The organism is Deinococcus cellulosilyticus NBRC 106333 = KACC 11606 (genome assembly GCF_007990775.1).
Lineage (GTDB): Bacteria > Deinococcota > Deinococci > Deinococcales > Deinococcaceae > Deinococcus_C > Deinococcus_C cellulosilyticus.
In genome coordinates, this window is record NZ_BJXB01000008.1 from 179352 (window position 1) to 201050 (window position 21699).

The window sequence follows — 21699 nt, forward strand, 5'->3', positions numbered from 1 at the left end:
CTCGACTGGAAGTCACATGGGGATTGTAGGGGCGAGCCGTCGGCTCGCCCTCTATTGCCAGCCCTCTCAACAAAACCCAGAAAAGAAAGCTGTGACAAAAAAATCCTCCCCTGACAGGGGAGGACCGGGCGAAGCTCGCGGTGGGGTGGGGAGTTACACGCCACCGGGATTCAATTTGGGGGTGAAAGGAGGATTGCTTTCCTTGCCAGAGTCGTCTTCTTCGTCGGGGAGTTGACCGCCTTTGAGGAGGATGCGGAACTCCTCACCCGACAGGGTCTCCCGGGTCATCAGGGTTTCCACCACCGTGTGCATCACGGGTTTGTACTCTTCAAGGATCACTTTGATCTTGCCGTACTGGGTGTCGATGATGCGTTTCACTTCATGGTCGATCTGGCGTGCGGTTTCTTCAGAGTAGTTTTTGGCATCCTGATAACCGCCGAGGTAGGTTTCGTTCTCGACCTGATGGGCGATCTTGCCCAGCAGGGGACTCATGCCCCATTCGGTGACCATCTTCCGGGCAATGTTCGTTGCCTTCTGGAAGTCACTCGAAGCCCCTGTGGTGATCTCACCAAAGATGATCTCCTCTGCCACCTGTCCAGCGAGCGCAACAGCGATCATGTCCTCCAAGACCCCTTGACTGTAGTGCATGCGGTCTTCGGGCATGGGCATCATGTACCCTGCAGCACGGCCTCTCGGTACGATGGTCAGTTTATGGACCCGGTCTGCATTGGGCAGTTTCTCTGCGGCCAGTGCATGCCCCACCTCGTGGTAAGCCGTGACCTTCTTGTCTTTATCGGAAATGACCCGGGATTTTCTTGCGGGACCCATCACCACCCGATCTGCCGCCTCATCGATGTCCTTCATGTTGATCCGCTTCCGACCTGCACGAGCCGTGATCAACGCAGCTTCATTCAAGAGGTTCTCCAGATCCGCTCCCACCATGCCTGGGGTGCGGGTCGCCACCACATGCAGGTCCACACTGGGGTCCAGCGGCTTCTTGCGAGCGTGAATCCTCAGAATCTGCTCTCTGCCCTTCACGTCTGGGGCATCCACCACCACCTGACGGTCAAAACGGCCAGGACGCAGCAGGGCGTTGTCCAGCACGTCCGGGCGGTTGGTGGCGGCCAGGATGATGATGTCGTGCTTGCTTTCGAAACCATCCATCTCGACCAGAAGCTGGTTGAGGGTTTGCTCTCTTTCGTCGTTGCCCCCACCGACGTTGAGTCCTCTTTTGCGGCCCACGGCGTCAATTTCGTCAATGAAGACGATGCAGGGGGCGGCTTTCTTGGCCTGCTCGAAGAGGTCCCGCACCCTTGCGGCACCCACCCCGACGAACATCTCCACGAAGTCAGAGCCACTGATCGAGAAGAAGGGTACTCTGGCTTCGCCTGCGACCGCTTTGGCGAGGAGGGTTTTCCCACTTCCGGGAGGACCCACCAACAAAATGCCGTGGGGGATTCTGGCCCCCAAAGCGTGGAAGCGTTCGGGGTTCCTTAAGAACTCAACGACTTCCTGGAGTTCGTATTTGGCTTCTTCACAGCCGGCCACATCACTGAAGGTCAGTTTGATGCTGCCTTCAGTCAATACGTGCGCACGGGACTTGCTGAACTGGGTCACGCCAGCGTCTGAGTTGGCCCGGACGCTGCGGTTCATCCAGAGGATCAGCAGGATGAACACACCCACCGAGGTGAGGGGCAGGATCAGGTTCCACCAGTTGAAGTTGCTGAGGGGCTGGATGTTGATGTTCACACCGTATTCCTGCAGGGCACGGGTGCTGAGCATGGGATCGTTGTTGAGGGTGCGAACGGTGATGACGGTCTTGCCGTCTTTGAGGGTGGCCTGAGCCTCAGTGGTTGCACCTTCTGGAATCAGGGTGACCGACTGGATGTTCTGGCTCTGCAACTGCTTCTGGAATTCGCCAATGCTGACTGCACTGCTCGGGGTGTTGCGGACCGCCACGCTGATCATGATCGCGAGGATGGCCACCACCAGAAACACCCACCAATAATTGAGTCCCCTGAGGTTCATGTTCTTATTTTAGGCACGTTTTCCTTACAAAGCTATGAACCTTCCTCACAAAGATCCTTTAACCTCGTGACTTTTTCGTTACAATTCCTGAGTGTTATTGACTCAAGTCTATTGACAAAGCTTACATTCACCGTTATGATGATCATTGTAACAAGCCTGTTTATGGCTTGCTGGAAGAAAAAACACCAAAGCACTGTAAAGGAGCTTGAACATGCCTAGAGCAGTAGGAATCGACCTGGGAACCACCAACTCTGTCATCTCCGTCATGGAGGGTGGCAAGCCCGAAGTCATCGTGAACGCAGAAGGCGCCCGCACCACCCCCTCCGTGGTGGCTTACAAAGGCGAGGACCGTCTGGTCGGCCAGATCGCCAAGCGTCAGGCCGCACTGAACCCCCACGCCACCCTCTTTGAAGTCAAACGCTTCATCGGTCGCCGCTGGGATGAAGTCAAAGAAGAAGCCAAACGCAGCCCCTTCAAGGTCAAAGAAGGCCCCGGTGGCTCCGTCCGAATTGAAGTGAATGGCAAGGACCTTGCCCCCGAGCAGGTCTCTGCAGAAGTGCTACGCAAACTTGTGGATGATGCCAGCGCCAAGGTCGGCACCAAGATCAAAGATGTGGTCATCACCGTGCCCGCATACTTCGACAACAGCCAGCGTGAAGCCACCCGCCAGGCCGGTGAAATCGCAGGCCTCAACGTGCTCCGCGTGATCAATGAGCCCACCGCTGCTGCCCTGGCCTACGGTCTGGAGAAAAAAGGCAACGAAACCGTGCTGGTGTTCGACCTTGGGGGCGGGACCTTCGACGTGACCATCCTGGAACTCGGTGATGGGGTCTTCGAAGTGAAATCCACCAGCGGGGACACCCACCTCGGGGGTGCCGACTTCGACCACGCCATCGTGAACTGGCTGGTGGCCGAATTCAAAAAAGAGCACAACTTCGACCTCACCAAAGACCCCCAGGCCCTGCAGCGCCTGATCGAAAGCGCCGAAAAAGCCAAGATCGAGCTGTCCAGCGCCACCGAAACCACCCTGTCCCTGCCCTTCATCACCTTCGACCCCGAGACCCGCACCCCCCTTCACCTGGAGCGCAGCCTGTCCCGTGCCAAGTTTGAAGAGCTGACCGCTGACCTGCTCCGCCGCGTGAAAGACCCTGTGACCCAGGCCCTGCGTGACGCCAAACTGAGCGCCAGCGACATCAACGAAGTGATTCTGGTCGGGGGTTCCACCCGCATCCCCGCTGTGAAACGCATCGTGCGTGACATCATGGGCAAAGAACCCAACGAGAGCGTCAACCCCGATGAGGCCGTTGCGCTGGGTGCTGCCGTGCAGGCCGGAATCATCACCGGTGACTCCTCCCTCGGAGACATCGTGCTGGTGGACGTCACCCCCCTCACCCTGGGTGTGGAAGTCAAAGGTGGCATGATTGCCCCCCTGATCACCCGCAACACCACCGTTCCCGCCAAGAAGACCGAAGTCTTCACCACCGCTGAAAACAACCAGCCTGGCGTGGAAATCAACGTGCTGCAAGGTGAGCGCCCCATGGCCGCCGACAACAAATCTCTGGGTCGCTTCAAACTCGAAGGCATTCCCCCCATGCGTGCCGGTCAGCCCCAGATCGAAGTGACCTTCGACATCGACGCCAACGGCATTCTGCACGTGACTGCCCGCGAGAAATCCAGCGGCAAGGAGTCCAGCATCCGCATCGAGAACACCACCACCCTGGACAAGGGCGAAGTGGACCGCATGGTGCGCGAAGCCGAGCAGAACGCCAACGCTGACAAGCAGCGCAAAGAACGCACTGAGAAGAAAAACACCCTGGACAGCGTGCGCATTCAGGCCCTCGGAGCCATTGACGACTACGCCTCTGCTCCCCAGGACCTGAAAGACAAGGTCAAGGGCATCGCCGATGAAGCCGAACAGGCCATCCGTGATGACGCCGACAACAGCAAACTGGACGACATCAAGAACCGTCTGGAAGGGGCCATCCGCGACCTTGCTGCTGCCGGTCAGCCTGCACAGGGCCAGGAAGGTCAGGGCGCACAGCCCCAGGGCAACCAGAAAGCCGATGAAGACGTGATCGACGCCGACTTCAAACCTGCAGACTGATTCCATCTGTACAATGACACCCTGTAGGGGCGAGGCATGCCTCGCCCTTTTTTAACAACAACCGTGACAAGGAGCGTGCAATGAGCGAAGAGAACCTGAAAGACCAGCACCTGACCGAAGATCAGGTGGATGACAATGACACCGACACCACCAGTGGTTTTGATCCCGACAACCTTGACCCTGAAATGATGGCTGGCGTCCAGAAGATGATGGAGCAACTCCAGCGTGCCGATGAGCTCGAAAAAGAAGTGAACGACCTGAAAGGCAAATACGCCCGTCTGCTTGCCGACTTCGAGAATTACCGTCGGCGTACCAATCAGGATGTGCTGGACGCCCAGGGAGCAGGGGTGGCCAAAGCCGCAGAAGTCCTCTTCCCCATCCACGACGATCTGGATCGTGCACTGCAGGCTGCACAGCAGAACCCGGACAGTGTGATTGGAGGTCTGCAAGGCGTGCTGAACAACCTGCTGCGTTCCTTTGAAAAACTGGGTCTGGAACAGACCGGCAAAGAAGGGGAGCAGTTTGACCCCAATTTCCACGAAGCCCTCACCGTGGTTCCTGGCGAACAGGACGATGTGATCGTGCAGGTGTACCAGACCGGCTTCAAGATTGGAAGCCGCCTGATCCGTCCTGCCCGCGTGGTGGTCAGCAAGAAATAACGGCTGAGCCATCGGCCCATCCATACACACTGTAGGGGCGGGCCGATGGCTCGCCCTTCTCACAAGGAGGTGAGTCATGGCCTATAAGGACTATTACGACATCCTCGGGGTGAGCAAGACCGCCTCCGAAGATGAAATCAAATCTGCCTACCGCAAACTGGCGAAAAAATACCACCCGGACAAAAACAAGGATGATCCCGGTGCTGCAGACAAATTCAAGGAAATCGGTGAAGCCTACGCGGTCCTCTCCGATGCCGAGAAACGCAGGTATTACGACCAGTTCGGGGCCACCGGACAGGTTCCTCCAGGGGGTTACCCTGGTGGCGGCTTCAACCCTCAGGATTTCCAGGGTGGAGCGGCAGGGTTTGATCCCAGCCAGTTCAGTGATTTCTTCCAGCAGCTGTTCGGAATGGGAGGCATGGGAGGACGCGGAGGAAGCTCACGCTCCGGTGGCTTTCCCTTCGGTGACATGTTCGGAGGGGGATTTCAGGGGCAACCTGAACCCCAGGCCCACAACCTGCAGGCCAGCCTGAACATCTCCTTTCAGGAAGCCTACACTGGAGGTCCCAAAACCATCCAGATCGATGGAAAACGTCTGGAAATCAACATTCCTCCCTACACCCGCCACCACCAGAAGCTTCGTCTGAGGGGTCAGGCTCCAGGTGGAGGGGACATCATCCTGCGTCTGGATGTGAACCCGGATTCCACCTTCACGCTGGATGAAAACGACGTGCGGGTCAGTGTGGCTGTGCCCGTGACGGTTGCTGTGCTGGGAGGCAAATGGAAAGTCCCCACCCTCAAAGGGAACGTGGAACTGACCATTCCGGCTGGCACCAGCAGCGGCAAAACCCTGCGCCTGCGGGGTCTGGGCTGGAAACACAGGGACCACACCGGAGACCAGCTGGTCACCATTCAGATTCAGGTGCCCAGGGAACTCAGTGACCGGGAACGGGAGCTGTATCAGGAACTGGAATCGCTGAGGGGTTAGATCCCCCTGTGCATCGCTTCGCCTGGCACTGTCCCCCTTCGTTAAGGGGGACAGCTTCGAACGCATTGAGAAGCAGTGGAATCTGCCCCCCAGCAATCTCAAACGCCCACCATCCAGCATTCATGAAATCCATTTAACATAGACACCCCCTTGAGTTTTCATATTTTTGACAGCCCATGCCTGATACACTACCCCCTTGATGAAGGCTGGCCTGATTTTCCTCTCGCTGTCTCTGCTGGCAACAGCCCAGGCAAACCGTTTTGCCCCGGAGGGGGCAGGTGCCCTGATGCGGCTTCCCCATGCTGAGGGCGACGCTTACCTGTGGATTCCGCACAGCTGCAAAAGCAAAGCCTGCAGCATGATGGTGGTGTCCCACTCCAGAGGCAACACCTCTGATGCCACCCTGCAAAAACCGCACCTGATGGCTTTCTTTGAGACTTTCGTGGAGAACGGGGTTGCGGTGCTGATCAGCAATGACGCTGGCCCCAACACCTGGGGCAACGAAAAAGCCCTGCTGTACCTGAAAAACGTCTGGGAGGAAGCCCGCAGGAAGTTCAACTTTGGTGGCAAGACCTTTGCGATGGGGTACAGCATGGGAGGGGTCCCAGCCACCCTGAGTGTGCAGAAACAGCTGTATCCCGTCTCTGCCCTGATCCTGATTGATGCGCGGGTCAACATGCTGGGTTATGAAGCCTCCGATCCAAAACGGGTGCAGGAGATCAAGGTGGCCTATGAACAGCCAGATGGGGCAGTTGTCGGGCAGGTCCATGATCCCATGACCGGGGCTTTTTCAGGCAATGTCCCGGTCATGGTGATTGGCAGCAAGGACGACAGAACGGTTCCCTTTGAGGACAATGGAGAGAAGTTCTTTGAGCTTCATGGCAAAAACCCCAGCAGTGTGATGCTGCAACTGCCAGGAGGCCACCTGCACATGAACCGCTGGGACCCTGACACTGCACGGGACATCCTCGGATTTCTGAAGCACCTGCAGCCCATGCCTGCACCAAAACCGCTGGAAGCCAGCAGAAAATAAAAGAAGGACGCCAGAGGCGTCCTTCTTTTATTTTCCCTCTGGATCAGCGCAGCAGTCCAGCCCTCAGGCGGTGCATCTGCAGGGTGTGGGAGAACACGAGCAGACCTCCACTGAAAAGAAGCACCAACGGGATGGAGGACACAGCAGTGAAGTCCAGCACGCCCCAGTGGTTGAAGGCCCCCAGGTACCACAGCACAAAGTAGAACACTTCGAAGAGGGTGTGGTTCTGGCTGATGGCTCCCAGAGCCACCGCAAGGGTGGCGGTGAACAGGACTGCGGTCAGGACAGCCAGGGCTTCCAGCACCTGTCCGGTCAGCAGCAGGCGCAGGAACACGCTGCTGCACAGGGCAGCCCCAATCAGGAAAGCGGTGCACCATTTTGAGAACAGCAATTTCTCTCCATTCAGGGTGGTGAAAAGCACACCTGTCAGCTGATGGGCATGGGCACTGCTTCCCAGCCTGGAGAGCACCAGCACTGGAGCAATCAGCAGCAGGGGGAGCATCACTTCTGGGAAAACAAAGCCTGCAGCCCACAACGCTGCTGCCAGCACCATCAGCACTGGTGGGATGCCTTTCAGGGCAATCCTCAATTCAAGCCTGAGCACGTTCAGCCATGCGGGCATGGGCCGCAGGTCTTTGACCAGCTTCTGGACAGCAGAAACAGTTCTGTGCTGGGTTTTGTGGGGAACCTGATAGAGGGCTGCGCCCCAGCCCAGCAGCAGAATGCCTGCCAGCATCCATCCCAGACGACCCAGCAGGTATGCAGGGGTCCAGTCAAACCCGGTCCAGGTGAAGGTGTGGATGTTCAGGTTGTCCGCGACCCCAATGTTGACCTCCTGCAAGTTGGGCTGGTTGCTGATGCCGTAAAGGATGTCTTTCAGGACAGCAGCAACCCCCAGAGGGTCAGGAAAATCGCTGGTGATGGCCAGACTGGGAATCACCAGGGCCGTCCACAGGAAGAAAAACACAAGGTTCCCTGCACCTCCTCGCAGGCCCCGTGCAGCCTCGAAGAACACGGCAAGGCAGCTCACCAGAAACATGCTGGGCAGGGTGATGAACAGGGTGGGCAAAAAGAGCTGTGCTGCATCAATGCCGGTGGCCTCACCACGAAAAAGCTGCAGTGGGAGGGCAGTGATGGCCACAATCAGGGTCAGAAAGGACAGCAGGGCAAAGTTGCTGAAGGCTTTCGAGCACAGGTAGGTGAATTTCTGGATGGGACTGCTCAGGGTGAGTTGCCAGAGGCCCAGTCGGTGGTCCCGGTCCAGGGCATTTTTCACCAGATAAAACCCGGGCAGAATGAAGAGCATCGAACCCAGAATGGCGACCACCACCCCCACCCAGGCAGAGTTGTAGATGCCACGGGTGTTCATGGTGGTCAGGGTGACATAAGTGGCCTGTGAATCCGGCAGGTAATAGCCCGTCAGGATCACCATCACCAGCAGGGCCAGAATCATGTGAGGGCTGCGCAGGCGGTCTTTCAGGTCAGCCGAGGCGAGGCGCAAGCTGCGCATGGAACACCTCCTCCTTGCGGGTGTGGAACAGGTAGGCGTCTTCCAGGGAGGGGGTTACAGGCTGTGCATCGGGGTGAGGGGGCGTGGTACCGAGCATTCGCACCAGGACGCCATCTGCCTGCTGCACGCTGGCACTGATGACCCATTTGCGTTGCAGGTGCTGAAGTTCCGCTTCGGGGACCAGATGCTGCCAGACCTTGCCTTTCATGCTGTCCTGCAAAGCCCTGGTGTCGTTCTGGAACACCACCTGTCCTGCTGAGAGCAGAATCACCTGACGGGCTGCGGACTCCAGATCCGACACAATGTGGGTGGAAATCAGGATGATGCGTTCTTTTGCCATGGAGAGCAGCAGTTGTCGGAAACGCACCCGTTCTTCTGGATCAAGGCCCACGGTGGGCTCATCGAGGATCAGGAGGTCCGGTTCTCCAAGCAGGGCCTGGGCAATCCCCACCCGTTGCCGCATCCCACCGGAGAAATCACCAATGGGACGGTGCAGGGCACTGGAGAGGTTCAGGGCGTCCAGCAACTCCAGTGCCTGCTTTCTGGCTTTCAGGGACGGGATGTTTTTCAGGGCAGCCACATAATCCAGAAACTCCAGTGGACTGAGGTTGGGGTAGGCATTGAAGTCCTGGGGCAGGTAACCCAGACGGGAACGCAGCACCTGCGGCCGCCCGGTGATGTCCTCCCCGTTCCAGAGCAGCTTTCCCCGGGTGGGCCGGGTGAGGGTGGCCAGAATGCGAATCAGGCTGGATTTTCCTGCCCCGTTGGGTCCCAGCAGACCCGTGATTCCGGGTTGCAGATGGAGGTTCACATCCTGCAGGGCGATTTTCTCTTTCGAATAACGGTGGGTGAGGTGCTCAATGCTCAGGTCCATGTTCATTGCTCCTGGATGAATGTGCGGTGGTCTCAAAGAAGGGCCGCAGCGTTCTGGCCCTCATGATTGCCAAATGTACTGCACATGGAGGAGCAGGACTTCATCCAAAAGGAGGAGATGGGAATCAGGGACAAAAAGAGAAGCCAGACGCCTCTGAATTTCTGAAGGCGTCTGGCACCGTTGATTTGGAAATGTCTGCAGGATTTTTTCAGAGTGTCCCAGCAGGCTTTGCTCCGCCTGCCAGCACAATGTTCTGGCTTGCTGCCCACTCAGAGATCGGTCTGCGCTGGATCGCTGTGGCCATCAGGTCCGGAAACTGGTCCGGGGTGCAGGCAAAGCTGGGAATGTCAAAACCTGCAAAGGCCTCTGCCACACGGTGGTCAAAGCCAGGTTGACCGTCGTCGTTGAGGGCGAGCAATGCCACCACCTGCACCCCAGAGGCTTTCAGGTGGCCTGCGCGGCGGATCATGGCTTTCTGGTCTCCCCCTTCGTAAAGGTCGCTGATCAGGATCAGGATGGTTTCTTCGGGCCGCTCGATCAGCTTTTCGCAGTAAGCAAGTGCCTTGTTGATGTCGGTGCCCCCACCGAGTTGAATTCCGAAAAGCACCTCCACAGGGTCCGAAAGCTGGTCGGAGAGGTCCACGATCTCGGTGTCGAACACCACCATTTTGGTGCTGACAGACTTGATGGAAGCCATCACCGCACCAAAGATGCTGGAATACACCACCGAAGTGCCCATGCTGCCCGACTGGTCAATGCACAGCACAATGTCCCTGAGGGCAGATTTCTTGCGGCCAAAGCCAATTCTGCGCTCTGGAATGATGCTCTTGTAATCCTGCTGGTAGTGCTTGAGGTTCGCCCGGATGGTGCGGTTCCAGTCCATCTCGCTGTGCTTTGGACGGTTGTTGCGGATGGCCCGGTTCAGGCTTCCAGTGATGGCCTCCCGCATGGGCTCGGCCAGTTTGCGCTCCAGATCATCCACGACCTTGCGAACCACCAGACGGGCAGTGTCTTTCACCTTGTTGGGCATCACGGACTGCAGACTGATCAGGGTGGCCGCCAGATGCACATTTGGCTCCACGTTTTCCATGAATTCGGGTTCCAGCAGCATGCGTTCCATGCCCAGACGCTCGAAGGCGTCTTTCTGCATGACTTTCACCACACTGCTGGGGAAAAATTTGCGGATGTCTCCGAGCCACGCTGCAGCTTTGGGGGCACTGGACCCCAGACCTCCCGAGCGGTCCGAGTCATAGAGGGCTTCAAGCGCTTTATCCATGCGCAGGGCTTCACCCTGAAGTTTGCAGCCTGTGCCGTCCTGTTGCCCTCCCAGGATCAGTCTCCAGCGTTCCAGGCGGTTTGCGTTGTCCGGGTTTGAAACGGAATTTGAATGGTTTGTGGTCATGGGTGTCCTCTGGTTTATTTTAGCACGAACAGAATTCTTTGCATTGTTTTTGTGTTATAGCGTAATCACCCCTCACGGTTCCAGGCCAACCAAAGCAAGCAGGGTCATGGGATGTCTTTCCTGCTCTGGACGATCTGCTTTTCTCTGCCCCACACTCAAAGTAAGATTCAGGACTGGAAACCCCCACGGTGTTCCCTCTGGAGGAGTGCACAATGCTGGAATTTGAACACCTTACTTTTTCATTTGACCGTCAGGTCATCTTTCAAGACATGCAACTGGCCCTGCCCCAGAACACGTATGGCCTGATCGGGCGCAATGGCAGTGGAAAATCCACCCTGGTCAAACTCCTGCTGGGTGAACTGCACCCTTCCCAGGGTCGCATCCTGTTCGACGGCAAGCCCCTGATGCCCTCCTGCATTTCCTACATCCCAGAGAGCCTGAGTTTCGGACTGGACATACGGGTGCAGGAGTTTTTACGCTACATGGCTGGCATTCGTGGACTCAGCCTGAAGTGCATGCTGCAGATTGCAGAACAGCTGCATTTTGATGCCTTCCGCAGCCCCATGCGTGACCTCTCCTACGGAATGCTGCAAAAACTCAACTGGATTCAGGGACTGGCCAAAGAGCAGGCCCGGATCTTGATCATGGATGAAGCCACCGTGGGTCTGGATGATGGTGCCCGCAACCAGGTTCTGGCTTATTTCAAAACCCACTTTGCAGACCGTCACGCTTTCATGATCTCCCACCGCCTGGATGACCTGCTGACCACCAGCACTGCCTACCTCGCCCTTCAGAACCACACCCTGCACCCCATCGATATTTTTAAATATGTGGATGTGCATCTGAAAGAACAACATGGAAATGCCATCGTCACCACCACCCGCCCTTACCACCAGAGGGGAGACATCGACCCACAGAGGCTGCTCGGCATGGAAAACAGCATCGATTATGAGCGGCTGTACGGAGACCAGCATGGGTAAAATGCTGCTTCTGGTGCGCCTGATGCTGCACGAGTATTACCTGCGCACCTTCTGCGTGATGGAAATCTTGATTGCCTTTCTGGCCTTCACGCTCAGTGACCCTTCCCAGGACCCCCTGATGTTCCAGGAGCAACTGAGCCTGATGTTCTGCCTGACCAGTTTGCTGCTCGCATCCCGTCTGACGAGCCGTTTCAGGGGAAGCCTGCCGCGCATTCTGCGTGCAGAACTGGGCACCACCACCATTGCTCTGGGTCAGAACCTTGCCACCACGGTGCTCACCACCCTGCTGTATCTGCCCCTGATCCTGCGCTACAGTGTCCAGAGCCAGACATTGCCCACCAGTCTCCCTCATCTGATCCTGATGGCCTTTTTGTGCAGCAACCTGTTTTCTGTGCTGCTTTACAGAAAACACCTGAGCCTCAATCAGGGAGCAAAAGCCATCAACTCCACCTTTGGCCTGGGTGTCCTGCTGATCCTGGGGTGTTATTTTCTGGGCTCACGCTCTCAGGTGGGGCAACTGCTGCCCTTTTTTGCCGGAGATGCGAACACCCTCCTGATCGCCATTCCCAAAACCCTGCTGTACTCTGCCCTGCTGCTGTGGAGCCTCCGGCACTTCACAAGACGCAAAAACATTCTGATGGATTGAACATCAGTCCTTTTTCCAGAACTGCCACCACTGCCTGCGCCTGGTCTGCATCTGGGCAATGAAATGGCGCATCTCTCCGGCCTGCAGGACTTTTTGCTCATCGGGCACAAAAATGAAATGCACCTTGAAGAGTTTGAAAGGCCCTCTGGGTTTCAGGGTGTGCTCCTGAACGGCCTCCACCCCCAGTTCCCAGGGTTCCCCATTAAGCAGGCACTCCACAAAAGGTTCATTCCCCTCCATGGAGTGCATCACCAGACGCCAGTCGTACACCCCGAACTCGGTGAAATCGGTGGGAATGGCCCGCTGATTGACCAGTTCCACCCATGGCTGGGAGTGAAAGTGACTCAGCACTGCAGCACGGGTCTCAGGCTTCGGGGCACGCACCTGAGGGGTCCCCACATAAACCTTCCAGGTGCGAAGGAGACCAAACTCCGCATTCAGGCTGAACACCTGGTACTCGGGCTCCATGTTTTCAACGCACTGCCAGAGCACCTCATACATGGCGTTGCGCCAGTTGCGGCAGCCCTCATGGATGGCCTCCTGCGCGTCCTGCCCGAACTCGGTGATGCGTTCAGAAAGGGGACCGGACTGGGGATAGCGTTCCAGAAAGACCCGGAACTCCAGACCCACCTGCACCATGGTCGGGTGCTCCTGGCGGGCAAACTCCCGCACGGAACCCTTCATGCCTGGAAGCGAGAACGTGACGTCAGACTCCCGCACCCTCACCTGCATGGCCGGGAACATCTGACGCAGGCTCTCTGCAATCCATTTTTCGGACATTCACCCCTCCGGGAGTTGCCAGTCGATCGGGGGCAAATTTGCCTCCTCAAGTGCCTGATTGGTGCGACTGAAAGGACGACTGCCAAGAAAATGCTTCACACTTAACGGACTCGGGTGGCCTGACTCCAGCACCACATGCTGCGGGCCAGAGATCAGTTTCTTCTTCTTCCTAGCGTAACTGCCCCAGAGGATAAAAACCACCCTTTCGGTCTTTCGATTCACCGCCTGAATGATCGCATCCGTAAATTCCTCCCAGCCCTGGTTGGCATGGGAGTTGGGTTCTGCTTCCCGCACGGTGAGCACAGCATTCAGCATCAGGACACCCTGCTCTGCCCAGTGGATGAGTTCCCCATGTTTCGGAGCCTTGAAACCCACATCCTCTTTCAATTCCTTGTAAATGTTCTTCAATGAAGGCGGAGGGGTCACGCCCTTTTTCACACTGAAACTCAGACCATGCGCCTGACCTGCACCGTGATAAGGGTCCTGGCCCAGAATCAGCACCCGCACGTTCGCATAAGGGGTCAGTCTGAGGGCCGAAAACAGGTCCTCTCTGGGAGGGTAAACCTTGTTGTTGGCGTACTGCTCTTCCAGAAAGGCTTCCAGAGCAGCAAATTTTGGGGAATCCAGGACATCTTTCAAAACGTCTTGCCAGTCAGCGGGGATTAATTCACGTAGGTTCATGGGTTACTCCTTAATTGTTGGATCTTTATTGCTGGAAAGGTTGTAGGCCGAGTGTGTTAAGCAGAAGGCAGAAGGTCGAAGGCAGCGACCCAGTGCGAAGCAGGCCGTACTGCAAGCACGTCTTGGGGGTCAAGACAGAAGGCATGGCACAGGAAAACGACTTCATCGTTTTTACGGCCTTCATGAAGCTCTGGCATCAGCTTTAAAGAAGAGCCTTCTGCTTTCTGCCTTCTGCTCTCACCCATCATGCGCTCCCCAGAATCATGTGCAGCAAGGGAAGCACTTTTTCCCCTCTCTGAACATTGACCCCTTCATGGTCACCAGAGGCAATGAGGCTCTGGCCCTGTCTGGCCTGCTCTCCGAGTTTCTGGCGTTCTGCTGGGACAAAGGTGGAGAAGGTGCGTCGCATGAGGGGGAGGATGCGCTGGAAGCCCTCATCGGAAAGTTCACTGACCCACTGGTCGAGCAGATTCCAGAGGTTGTGGTCGTGGATCAGGATCAGGCCACTGCCTTTCAGGAACCCCTCGGCCCAGTTGGCGGCCTGTTCGGGTTCAGGGTTGCTGAGGCCCAGACGGAAAGATTTCGAGACTTCTTCGGGGGTGAGTTCATGGGTGTCGTTCAGCAGGCGCACCACCCGTCCAGTCACCAGACCATGCACGCCGCTCTGGGTGGAGATTTTTCTCAGGGCACGCTGCCACTCCTTCAGGTATTCTTCGTTTTGCAGGTTGCGCAGGGCAGCGTGGGTGCTCTGGATCAGTTCCATCATCTGTGTGGCGGCTTCATCGTCCAGAGAGGCCACAGCATTGGACAGGCCCACGCACACCCGGGCGATCAGGCCATCAAGCACGTGCAGCAGAAGCTGGGTGTCGGTCTGGCGCACGTTGCCGTAACGGGCCACCTGCCCGAGACTGGGAATGGCCTGCATCAGGTGGGTCACATCCGTGCTGCTTGCGGCCAGATCACTGAGCTTCTCAATGCTTCTGTGGGTGGCCTCGGACAGGTTGGCCAGCAAGGTGTCCTGCAAAACGTGGGTGACTTCTGGCAGGGCCGTGGCATGCTGGATCAGCTCCAGAACACGGTGCTCTGAAGCGGTTGCGACGGTTTGCCCGTAACGTCCAGCCTCAATCAGGCGGATTTCATATTCAGGCATCCATTGCAGGGTCCAGCCTTCCTTGAAGGTGCCCTTGGTGGACACCGGACGGAACTCCCCCCAGTTCACCCCGAGCAGGCGAAGTCGGTGCAGCACCTGGGAGCGCTCCAGATCGGTCTCTTTGCGAAGGTCCAGATCGATGTCCTTTGCTCCAGCAGAGGGCTGCAACCGGAGGCGTTTCTGCAGGGCCTGCAGGTCACGGGAAAGAGGAGCACTGGGCACCTCTGCAGGCACCGTTCCAAGCTCCTCACCCAGGATCAGTTCCTGATGAATCACCTGCACCATCGAATCATCCCCGAAGCACAGCACGGCACGCACAGCGTCCATCAGTTCAGGAAGGCCAGGGACCTTGCGCTGGGTCAGGGCGGTCAGGGTGTCGGCCAGACGCACCGCCTCAATCACCGAGGCACTGGAAGCGTCCAGGTCTTTGCTTCTCAGAAGCTGTGCCACCCGCACCATCCAGGAGACGGTGGGATTCTCGGGATTTCGCCACAGATGCGAATACCAGCCTGGAGATTCCACCCCGGCCCCATATCCGCTGCTGAAGGCCAGACGCCCGTGGGTCCAGGGCACCCAGGTCATGGCGACTTTGGTCTTCGGGAGGTCTTTCAGGAGGGCTTTGTCTGCTTTTGCGTTGCCCAGATCCAGCAGTGCAGGGGCGTGCCATGCTCCGCAAATCACGGCAATCTTCTCAAAACCGTCCTTCTGGGCTTTGCGGATGGTTTCCCGCATGAAAGCTTCACGCTGTTCCTCGAAGGCGGTGGCCGGTCTGGGGGCATCTTCGGGAGTCACCAGAAGCTCCCTGAGGGCACCCATCGCACCCAGCACCGCCTCAAAGATCCCCTCTTCATTGCCTCTAAGCTCCACATGGTGCTCCCACCAGCGTTCACTGTCCGAATAACCTGCAGCCTCTGCCAGATGGGAAATCGGGTCCTTCTGGAAAGGGCTTGCCTCGATCATTTCTTCCACAACGGCTTCCCGGGGGGCAAGCCAGTGCACTTGCGGCATGTCCATGAAACGCACCCGCACACCATGCTGGGCACCGTATTTCATGGCAATCCACTCAGGGCTGAACTCTGCAAAAGGAAAGAAGGCACAGCGACCCGGATCTTCTGGAACATAAGAAAGCATGGCCACCGGGGGCTTCAATTCTTCGGATTCCAGATACCCCAGCAGAGGTTCGGCCTCAGGGGGGCCTTCGATCAGGATCACATCGGGTTCCAGTCGTTCCAGGGCAGCTTTCAGGCTGCGGGCGGACCCTGGTCCGTGGTGACGGATGCCAAAAAGATGCACATTTGACACGATTTACTCCCGTTTCTGCCACTTCATGTGGACTTCGATTTTACGGCTGGCTTCGCCTTCCCAGGCCACCTGCAATCCTGCATCCTTCAGGGTTCTGAAAATGGCTTCAGCAATGTCTTGTTTGATCTTAAGATCGTTGTAAAAATCCTGATATCCCAGATAGAGCTTCCCATTCTCAATCACCTTGTCCACATGATGACCCGTGTAATAAACATAACCCTCGATTTTTACGGGCTTTGAATCCAACCAGCCATAATAAAATTTATCTTCTATTTCCAGTTCGTCAAATGCATCTATAATGCCAGATCGCTGGAGCCTGTAAATGACCTCAAATTCCATAGACCTTTCTTTTAACTCATCCAATGCTTCATATGGTGCTGAAGAGGAAGTGCCCTTCATGTTCTGCAACACCATGACGCCTTGGCGTTCCAGTTCAGCAAAAGCTTGCTGTAGAAGGTCATGATCCGTAGGAAATTCCCAGCTTTTTTGTTCCTCTCGAAATTCCCCAAACAGACGGTCCACCAGGGCCTCAAAGGGCGCACGATTATCTGGATTTCTCCAATCTGTCACATAATCCACAAGAAACCATTGCTTAAAAGTCTCTGCAGTGTCAAAACCACCCCAGATTCGTAGACGCATTTGCTCTTCAATTTCTTTCCAATCTTCCATCTTTTACCCTGCTCCCCCGTACTTGTAGGGGCGCAGCGTGCTGCGCCCTCTCCCCCGTCATGGCAAAAGCTTTTACCCGTCCATCTCCCCCTGATAAAGCCCCATGTCCCTGGCCTCAATGGAGTAGATGGTTGAGGTTGCCGGCGTGTCCCCGTAGAACACCAGATCCACACCTGAGGCAAATTTGAGGGTCAGGTTTTCGGGATCGTAGGTGTAGGTCAGGTTTTCGGCCTCGGCGGCACGCATGGTGTCGAGGATATGCACGCCCTGTTTCAACACCCAGGGATCAAGTTCCTGTGTGCTTCCCAGCGTGGGAACCTCGAAGTCCTGGGTGTGGATCATGTAAAGCTGTTTGCCTTTTGGGGTGAAGGCAAACTCGAACAGGCCATATTCCAGCGTGTGGGCGAAAGTGTCGGTGTACTCGTAGGTGGGTTCACCCAGAGCAGCTTTGAGGTCTTCTGGGCTGGCCCCAAGGGGAACACCAGCGAAGGCGCGGGTTTTCAGGAAGTCCAGGAGTTGGATCATGGGAAGGGTCCTTTCAGGTCAGATGGTCTCTAAATACCCGAAAAACTCATCGGGCGTCAATCCATCCGGGGTGGTTGCTTCTGCATCCTGAAAAGCCTCCAGCCGCTGTTGAGGGGTGAATTGCAGTTGCTCAAAGATGGGGAGCACCTGCTGAGCATAAGCCTCCAGTGCTTCCCGCACAGCCCGATTGCCTTCTGGTTCGTACATCCCAAACCGTTCTGGCAGGGTGTATCCGGGTCGGGGTTTGAGGACGCTGAGGTACACCGCATCGAACATCTGCTCCCGAACATCGGTGTCAAAGATCTCTCCGTGGTTTTCGGCCACTGCATTTAAACGGTCGAGCAATGTGCTCAAAGCTGCTTGGAGTTCTGCAGACATCAGCTGACTTCCTTGCAGGCCCGGTAAACGTCCTTCCATCCTGAGCGTTCCTTCACCACGGTTTCCAGGTATTCATGCCAGACCACCCTGTCCTGCACAGGATCTTTGACGATGGCCCCGACCAGCCCTGCAGCCACATCGTGGGGTCTCAGGACCGCATCTCCAAAGTGGGCAGCAAGACTCAGGCCCTGGCTCACCACAGAGATGGCCTCTGCAGTGGATAAGGTTCCAGAGGGGCTTTTCAGCTTGGTCTTGCCGTCTTCGGTGACGCCATTGCGAAGTTCGCGGAAGATGGTGACAATGCGGCGGATTTCTTCGAGGGCTGGGGGTTCGCTGGGGATTTCCAGGGCACGGCCCAGGTCCGTCACACGCTTCTGCACAATCTGGATTTCCTCTTCTGAGCTGTCTGGCACAGGAAGGATCACGGTGTTGAAGCGGCGTTTCAGTGCGCTGGAGAGTTCATTGACCCCTTTGTCCCGGTTGTTGGCAGTGGCGATCACATTGAAGCCCTTGACCGCCTGGATTTCGGTGTTGAGTTCCGGAACAGGGAGGGTTTTTTCGGAGAGCACGGTGATCAGGGTGTCCTGCACGTCGCTGGGAATGCGGGTCAGTTCTTCAATTCGGCACAGTTTGCCGTCCTGCATGGCCCGCATCATGGGACTGTCCACCAGAGCGGCACGGCTTGGACCTTCGGAGAGGAGTCGGGCGTAATTCCAGCCGTAGCGGATGGCTTCCTCGCTGGTTCCAGCGGTGCCCTGAATCAAGAGGGTGGAATCACCGGAAATCGCAGCAGCAAGGTGCTCAGACACCCAGCTTTTTGCCGTTCCAGGCACACCATAAAGCAACAGGGCACGGTCGGTGGCAAGGGTGGACACCGCAATTTCCATCAGGCGACGGCTGCCCACGTATTTTGCACTGATCTCGGTGCCGTCTGGGAGTTGCCCGCCCATCAGGTAGGTGATCACTGCAGAGGGGCTGAGTTGCCAGCTTGGGGGTTTTGGACGGTCATCAAAGTTTTTGAGGGCAGCGAGTTCGTGGGCAAATTGTTTTTCGGCGTGCTGGCGTAAGACGTCACTCATGGTTGAATTCTCCTGTCGTGTACAGCTTTGTTCTGGGTCGTTGAGGGGGCGGTTAAATCGCTCAGATCTCCCGATGCATCCTGATGCGCAGGTCAATCAGGTGTTCCACCTGTCCGTAGCTGGGATGCGCCATCACGGCTTGCTGTAGGGTTTCCGGGTGCAGGTAAAGGGCCATCTGGTGCAGGTAGCGCTCCAGTTCGTACTGCCTGCTGTAATTGTTGGTGTTCAGGTTTTTGAGCTGTTTGGAGTAAACGTGCAGCACCTGCAGTGAGAGGTCCGCGGTCCAGGGACGGTGGCTCCTGAGCACTGCCACATCGGGCAGGCGGTCTTTTGACATCCAGTCTCTGAGCAGGCGTTCATGCTGCGTGGCAGGATAAAACTCCAGCATCAGGGTTCCGGTGTAGGCCTGGATCACATCCAGCCAGTCCAGATTGCGGTTCATCTTTGCCGCTTCCGTGAAGGCAGGAAGCAGGTGCTTGCCCCAGTCCTTGTTCTGGGCAGCAAGTTCCCAGAAGTCTTTGGCAGAAAGGGCAAAGTGCCGGGTCCAGAAGTCAGGGTTCACCTTCTGAACCACCTGCACCAGCCAGTACCCCTTATCGCCAAGACCATAGATCTGGCTTTTCTCCTGGATGCCGTCCAGCTTCCAGTCTTCAGGGAGGGCATCTGGAAGTTGCACATCCAGCACAAAATCAGCGTGTCCCTGCATTTTCTTGAGCACACTGAGCTTCACAGGTTTTTTGACCAGAAGCGTGGTGGCCCGGTCCTGCATGCGTTTCTGGTAGGCCGAATCTGGAAGACAGGCCAGGAGGTCTGCGGCAGCCTCCCTGACCCCTTTTGATCGGTCCTGCAGGGCCTGGGCCAGGAAGGGTTCATCTTCTGCAGAAAGCCCGATTTCAAGGGATTTCAGGAAGTGCTCGCGGTCTGCAGCTTTTTCCTGTTTCCAGCTTTCTTCCAGCAGGCTTCTGGCCTGGGCAGGGTCGGTCTGGCGCAGGTTTTCCAGGTGTTTGCGGCGTTCCTGCGGCAGACCCTCCTCCCACACTCTGGTGCTGCCCTGCACCTGCACGGCCCACTTCCAGCGGGGGTTCTGGTGGGAAAGCCAGTTGCCCCGCTCCCCCATCACTTTTTCAAGGTGGGGCCTGAGCTCCGTGTCAAAGGTGGCAGCTTCGAACAGTCGGGGCAGCAGAGCGTGGGGCACACGCCAGCGTCTTTTCTGCAGCAAATCCAGGGCTTCAGGGAACAGCAGGTCAGAGGTGGCCTGCACCATCTGCAGCAGGGAGGCGGCAGCAGGGCTGCATTCTGCCAGCACCTCTGGAGCTGCTGCTTCTGTGTGCTGGGTGGGGGCAGAGCGTGTTTCACGGCCCACCCTGAGGTAAGTTCCCAGTGCAGCAAGTGCATGCAGGGCCTGTGTTTCTGGGGTGCCCTCTGCAAATGGCAGTCCCTCAGGGAGCGCAGGTGCATCGGACTGTCTGGCCGTTCCGAGCAGCACCTGTTTTTTCAGGGTTTCCCAGGCAGCGGTCACACTCATGGGTTGCCTCCTTTGAGGGGAATCACGGTGCCTTCTGCCAGGGCACTGAGGGGTGAGAATGTTTCACCGTTGTACACCCCGAACAGCGAAATCGGGTGGCCTCCAGAAACCGACAGCAGGGTCCAGAAATCATGGTCATAGGTGGAGGTGATGAGCAACTGCCCTTCCTGATCTTTGAACAGGGGTCCACTTTCAGGTTTGCTGATGGTGATGCCTGAAATGAGGGCCGGGAAGGTGATCATCCAGGGGTTCTGGCCCACTGCAGCAGCGTAACCATCGAGCATCCCATTGAGGTTCTGGTAGGCTTCTGGCTCCGCATCGGTCATCATCACACTGGATTGTTTGACCAGTGCCCTGAGGGGAAAACTGCTCACGAAATACACCATCTCGGCATAAAGCACACTGCCAACCGCGTAAACGGCATTGAAACTGGGCTGCCCGTGGGCGTAATCCAGCACCAGCGCGTATTTCTGGGAGTTCAGACCATAAAAATAGGTCTGGCGGGACCACAGGCGCTCGTCAGGTTCGATGCGCTGTCCGATCACCAGCCAGTCGTCTTTGAGGCCGTCTTGCTCGAGCAAGGCTTTCTGGTCCTGGGTGAAGCCAATGGCCGTTTTCACGTCCTGCCTGAACAGTTCAGGGAGGGTGTCCAGACGCTCATATGCCTGCAGCAGCAAAAAAAGATCCCCAAGTTGCCGCATGACACCTCCGGGGAAGTCCTGCCCGTGGGCACTGAAATCCAGTTGGCGGACCATTCTGGCCAGTCCCGGGGCCTGCGCATCAATCAGGCGGCGCTCCATGTTCTCCCTGTCCCTGAAGGTCTGGGGATTCACCTGGGCCAGGCCCGTATGGATCAGGTCGGAGAGCCAGATCCTGAGTTCCTGGATGCCCCCTTCAACTTTGTTTTCACGGGCCTGTTGACGTTTGGCCTGCTGTTCCTGGTTGACGGGCTTTTCTTCTTTTTCCTTTTTGGCGGCCTGCTTTTCCTTGCGCCCCTCGATCCATTCCGTCACCCATTCTGGAGCGGTGGTGTCTTTCAGGAGCGCCGGAGATGTGGCGTACATCAGCATCAGTCCGATGGCGTGCTTGCAGGGAAATTTGCGGCTGGGACAGGAACACTTTGTGGTTAAATCGCTAAAATCCACCCGGGTCTGGTAGGGCTTGCTGCCACTGCCCTGGCATTCTCCCCACAGGGCCTGTTCGTTTGCCCCGAGGGTGACCCATTTTTTGGGACCGCTGAGGCCACGTCCGGCTTTCTGCGAGGCATCATCTGGAGCAAGGCTGAGCACCTGAGCTTCTGTCAATTGCACAATAACCTCTCTTGTTATGTTATATACAAAATCCACCCTGTTGGCAAGATGGAATGCTCACCCGCATGCTGCTGAT

19 protein-coding genes are annotated in these 21699 nt (G+C 56.9%); 6 read left to right on the forward strand and 13 right to left on the reverse strand.

Translation table 11 applies throughout. The features are described from left to right. Window positions 1–153: 153 nt before the first annotated feature. A complete protein-coding gene (gene ftsH, locus DC3_RS10915; protein WP_186815968.1) occupies window positions 154–2028 on the reverse strand; it encodes an ATP-dependent zinc metalloprotease FtsH in 1875 nt (624 codons plus the stop codon). A 211-nt stretch (window positions 2029–2239) separates the two neighbouring features. Here ftsH and dnaK point away from each other — a divergent pair, with 211 nt between their 5' ends. From dnaK to DC3_RS10935, 4 genes are all read left to right on the forward strand, one after another. After that, the gene (dnaK, locus tag DC3_RS10920; protein WP_146884395.1) at window positions 2240–4132 is read left to right on the forward strand and encodes a molecular chaperone DnaK; all 1893 of its coding nucleotides are present in this window, start codon (window positions 2240–2242) and stop codon (window positions 4130–4132) included. Window positions 4133–4212: 80 nt separating this feature from the next. Next, window positions 4213–4791 (forward strand): nucleotide exchange factor GrpE, encoded by a 579-nt coding sequence (locus tag DC3_RS10925; RefSeq protein WP_146884396.1) that lies wholly within the window; start codon window positions 4213–4215, stop codon window positions 4789–4791. A gap of 76 nt (window positions 4792–4867) precedes the next feature. After that, window positions 4868–5779 carry a DnaJ C-terminal domain-containing protein gene (locus DC3_RS10930; RefSeq protein ID WP_146884397.1) on the forward strand — a complete coding sequence of 304 codons (912 nt, stop codon included), beginning with the start codon at window positions 4868–4870 and terminating at the stop codon, window positions 5777–5779. A gap of 199 nt (window positions 5780–5978) precedes the next feature. After that, window positions 5979–6812 carry an alpha/beta hydrolase family protein gene (locus DC3_RS10935; RefSeq protein WP_146884398.1) on the forward strand — a complete coding sequence of 278 codons (834 nt, stop codon included), beginning with the start codon at window positions 5979–5981 and terminating at the stop codon, window positions 6810–6812. A gap of 43 nt (window positions 6813–6855) precedes the next feature. Here the strand turns inward: DC3_RS10935 and DC3_RS10940 are convergent, their stop codons facing one another. The 3 genes from DC3_RS10940 to DC3_RS10950 all read right to left on the reverse strand — a co-directional run bounded on the left by DC3_RS10940 (window position 6856) and on the right by DC3_RS10950 (window position 10598). Further along, on the reverse strand, window positions 6856–8322 hold the full coding sequence (locus DC3_RS10940; RefSeq protein ID WP_146884399.1) for a hypothetical protein: 1467 nt from the start codon (window positions 8320–8322) through the stop codon (window positions 6856–6858). Further along, a complete protein-coding gene (locus DC3_RS10945; RefSeq protein ID WP_146884400.1) occupies window positions 8294–9196 on the reverse strand; it encodes an ABC transporter ATP-binding protein in 903 nt (300 codons plus the stop codon). The genes DC3_RS10940 and DC3_RS10945 overlap by 29 nt, the downstream gene beginning before the upstream one ends. Window positions 9197–9404: 208 nt before the next feature. Continuing rightward, entirely contained in the window at window positions 9405–10598 is a 1194-nt protein-coding gene (locus DC3_RS10950) for a vWA domain-containing protein (RefSeq protein WP_146884401.1), read from the reverse strand. 212 nt (window positions 10599–10810) lie between these two features. Here DC3_RS10950 and DC3_RS10955 point away from each other — a divergent pair, with 212 nt between their 5' ends. Then, window positions 10811–11578 carry an ATP-binding cassette domain-containing protein gene (locus DC3_RS10955; protein WP_146884402.1) on the forward strand — a complete coding sequence of 256 codons (768 nt, stop codon included), beginning with the start codon at window positions 10811–10813 and terminating at the stop codon, window positions 11576–11578. Then, complete coding sequence (locus DC3_RS10960) at window positions 11571–12224, forward strand: hypothetical protein (protein ID WP_146884403.1); 654 nt, start codon at window positions 11571–11573, stop codon at window positions 12222–12224. Before DC3_RS10955 ends, DC3_RS10960 begins: the two co-directional genes overlap by 8 nt. 3 nt (window positions 12225–12227) lie before the next feature. Here DC3_RS10960 and DC3_RS10965 read toward each other — a convergent pair whose 3' ends face one another. The 9 genes from DC3_RS10965 to DC3_RS11005 all read right to left on the reverse strand — a co-directional run bounded on the left by DC3_RS10965 (window position 12228) and on the right by DC3_RS11005 (window position 21623). Beyond that, window positions 12228–13004 (reverse strand): DUF6348 family protein, encoded by a 777-nt coding sequence (locus tag DC3_RS10965; protein ID WP_146884404.1) that lies wholly within the window; start codon window positions 13002–13004, stop codon window positions 12228–12230. Further along, window positions 13005–13685 (reverse strand): uracil-DNA glycosylase, encoded by a 681-nt coding sequence (locus DC3_RS10970; protein ID WP_146884405.1) that lies wholly within the window; start codon window positions 13683–13685, stop codon window positions 13005–13007. 244 nt (window positions 13686–13929) lie between these two features. Then, window positions 13930–16137 carry a DUF5682 family protein gene (locus tag DC3_RS10975; protein ID WP_146884406.1) on the reverse strand — a complete coding sequence of 736 codons (2208 nt, stop codon included), beginning with the start codon at window positions 16135–16137 and terminating at the stop codon, window positions 13930–13932. Between the two features lie 3 nt (window positions 16138–16140). After that, entirely contained in the window at window positions 16141–16806 is a 666-nt protein-coding gene (locus DC3_RS10980) for a DUF6891 domain-containing protein (protein WP_146884407.1), read from the reverse strand. A gap of 72 nt (window positions 16807–16878) precedes the next feature. Next, a complete protein-coding gene (locus DC3_RS10985; RefSeq protein ID WP_146884408.1) occupies window positions 16879–17331 on the reverse strand; it encodes a hypothetical protein in 453 nt (150 codons plus the stop codon). An 18-nt stretch (window positions 17332–17349) separates the two neighbouring features. Continuing rightward, a complete protein-coding gene (locus tag DC3_RS10990) occupies window positions 17350–17709 on the reverse strand; it encodes a hypothetical protein (RefSeq protein WP_146884409.1) in 360 nt (119 codons plus the stop codon). After that, a complete protein-coding gene (locus DC3_RS10995) occupies window positions 17709–18788 on the reverse strand; it encodes an ATP-binding protein (protein ID WP_146884410.1) in 1080 nt (359 codons plus the stop codon). Before DC3_RS10995 ends, DC3_RS10990 begins: the two co-directional genes overlap by 1 nt. 61 nt (window positions 18789–18849) lie before the next feature. Further along, window positions 18850–20313: a DUF5691 domain-containing protein gene (locus DC3_RS11000; protein WP_146884411.1), complete on the reverse strand. Its 1464-nt coding sequence runs from the start codon at window positions 20311–20313 to the stop codon at window positions 18850–18852. After that, a complete protein-coding gene (locus DC3_RS11005) occupies window positions 20310–21623 on the reverse strand; it encodes an SWIM zinc finger family protein (protein WP_186815969.1) in 1314 nt (437 codons plus the stop codon). The genes DC3_RS11000 and DC3_RS11005 overlap by 4 nt, the downstream gene beginning before the upstream one ends. Window positions 21624–21699 lie beyond the last annotated feature (76 nt).

Bases quoted from the DNA above. Each gene is read 5' to 3' on its own strand.
- DC3_RS10960 (WP_146884403.1), top strand. From the start codon at position 11,571: ATGGGTAAAATGCTGCTTCTGGTGCGCCTGATGCTGCACGAGTATTAC.
- DC3_RS10940 (WP_146884399.1), bottom strand. From the start codon at position 8,322: ATGCGCAGCTTGCGCCTCGCCTCGGCTGACCTGAAAGACCGCCTGCGC.
- DC3_RS10995 (WP_146884410.1), bottom strand. From the start codon at position 18,788: ATGAGTGACGTCTTACGCCAGCACGCCGAAAAACAATTTGCCCACGAA.
- DC3_RS10935 (WP_146884398.1), top strand. From the start codon at position 5,979: ATGAAGGCTGGCCTGATTTTCCTCTCGCTGTCTCTGCTGGCAACAGCC.
- ftsH (WP_186815968.1), bottom strand. From the start codon at position 2,028: ATGAACCTCAGGGGACTCAATTATTGGTGGGTGTTTCTGGTGGTGGCC.
- DC3_RS10990 (WP_146884409.1), bottom strand. From the start codon at position 17,709: ATGTCTGCAGAACTCCAAGCAGCTTTGAGCACATTGCTCGACCGTTTA.
- DC3_RS10980 (WP_146884407.1), bottom strand. From the start codon at position 16,806: ATGGAAGATTGGAAAGAAATTGAAGAGCAAATGCGTCTACGAATCTGG.
- DC3_RS10965 (WP_146884404.1), bottom strand. From the start codon at position 13,004: ATGTCCGAAAAATGGATTGCAGAGAGCCTGCGTCAGATGTTCCCGGCC.
- DC3_RS11000 (WP_146884411.1), bottom strand. From the start codon at position 20,313: ATGAGTGTGACCGCTGCCTGGGAAACCCTGAAAAAACAGGTGCTGCTC.
- DC3_RS10945 (WP_146884400.1), bottom strand. From the start codon at position 9,196: ATGGACCTGAGCATTGAGCACCTCACCCACCGTTATTCGAAAGAGAAA.
- DC3_RS10970 (WP_146884405.1), bottom strand. From the start codon at position 13,685: ATGAACCTACGTGAATTAATCCCCGCTGACTGGCAAGACGTTTTGAAA.
- DC3_RS10950 (WP_146884401.1), bottom strand. From the start codon at position 10,598: ATGACCACAAACCATTCAAATTCCGTTTCAAACCCGGACAACGCAAAC.
- DC3_RS10930 (WP_146884397.1), top strand. From the start codon at position 4,868: ATGGCCTATAAGGACTATTACGACATCCTCGGGGTGAGCAAGACCGCC.
- DC3_RS10985 (WP_146884408.1), bottom strand. From the start codon at position 17,331: ATGATCCAACTCCTGGACTTCCTGAAAACCCGCGCCTTCGCTGGTGTT.
- DC3_RS10925 (WP_146884396.1), top strand. From the start codon at position 4,213: ATGAGCGAAGAGAACCTGAAAGACCAGCACCTGACCGAAGATCAGGTG.
- DC3_RS10955 (WP_146884402.1), top strand. From the start codon at position 10,811: ATGCTGGAATTTGAACACCTTACTTTTTCATTTGACCGTCAGGTCATC.
- dnaK (WP_146884395.1), top strand. From the start codon at position 2,240: ATGCCTAGAGCAGTAGGAATCGACCTGGGAACCACCAACTCTGTCATC.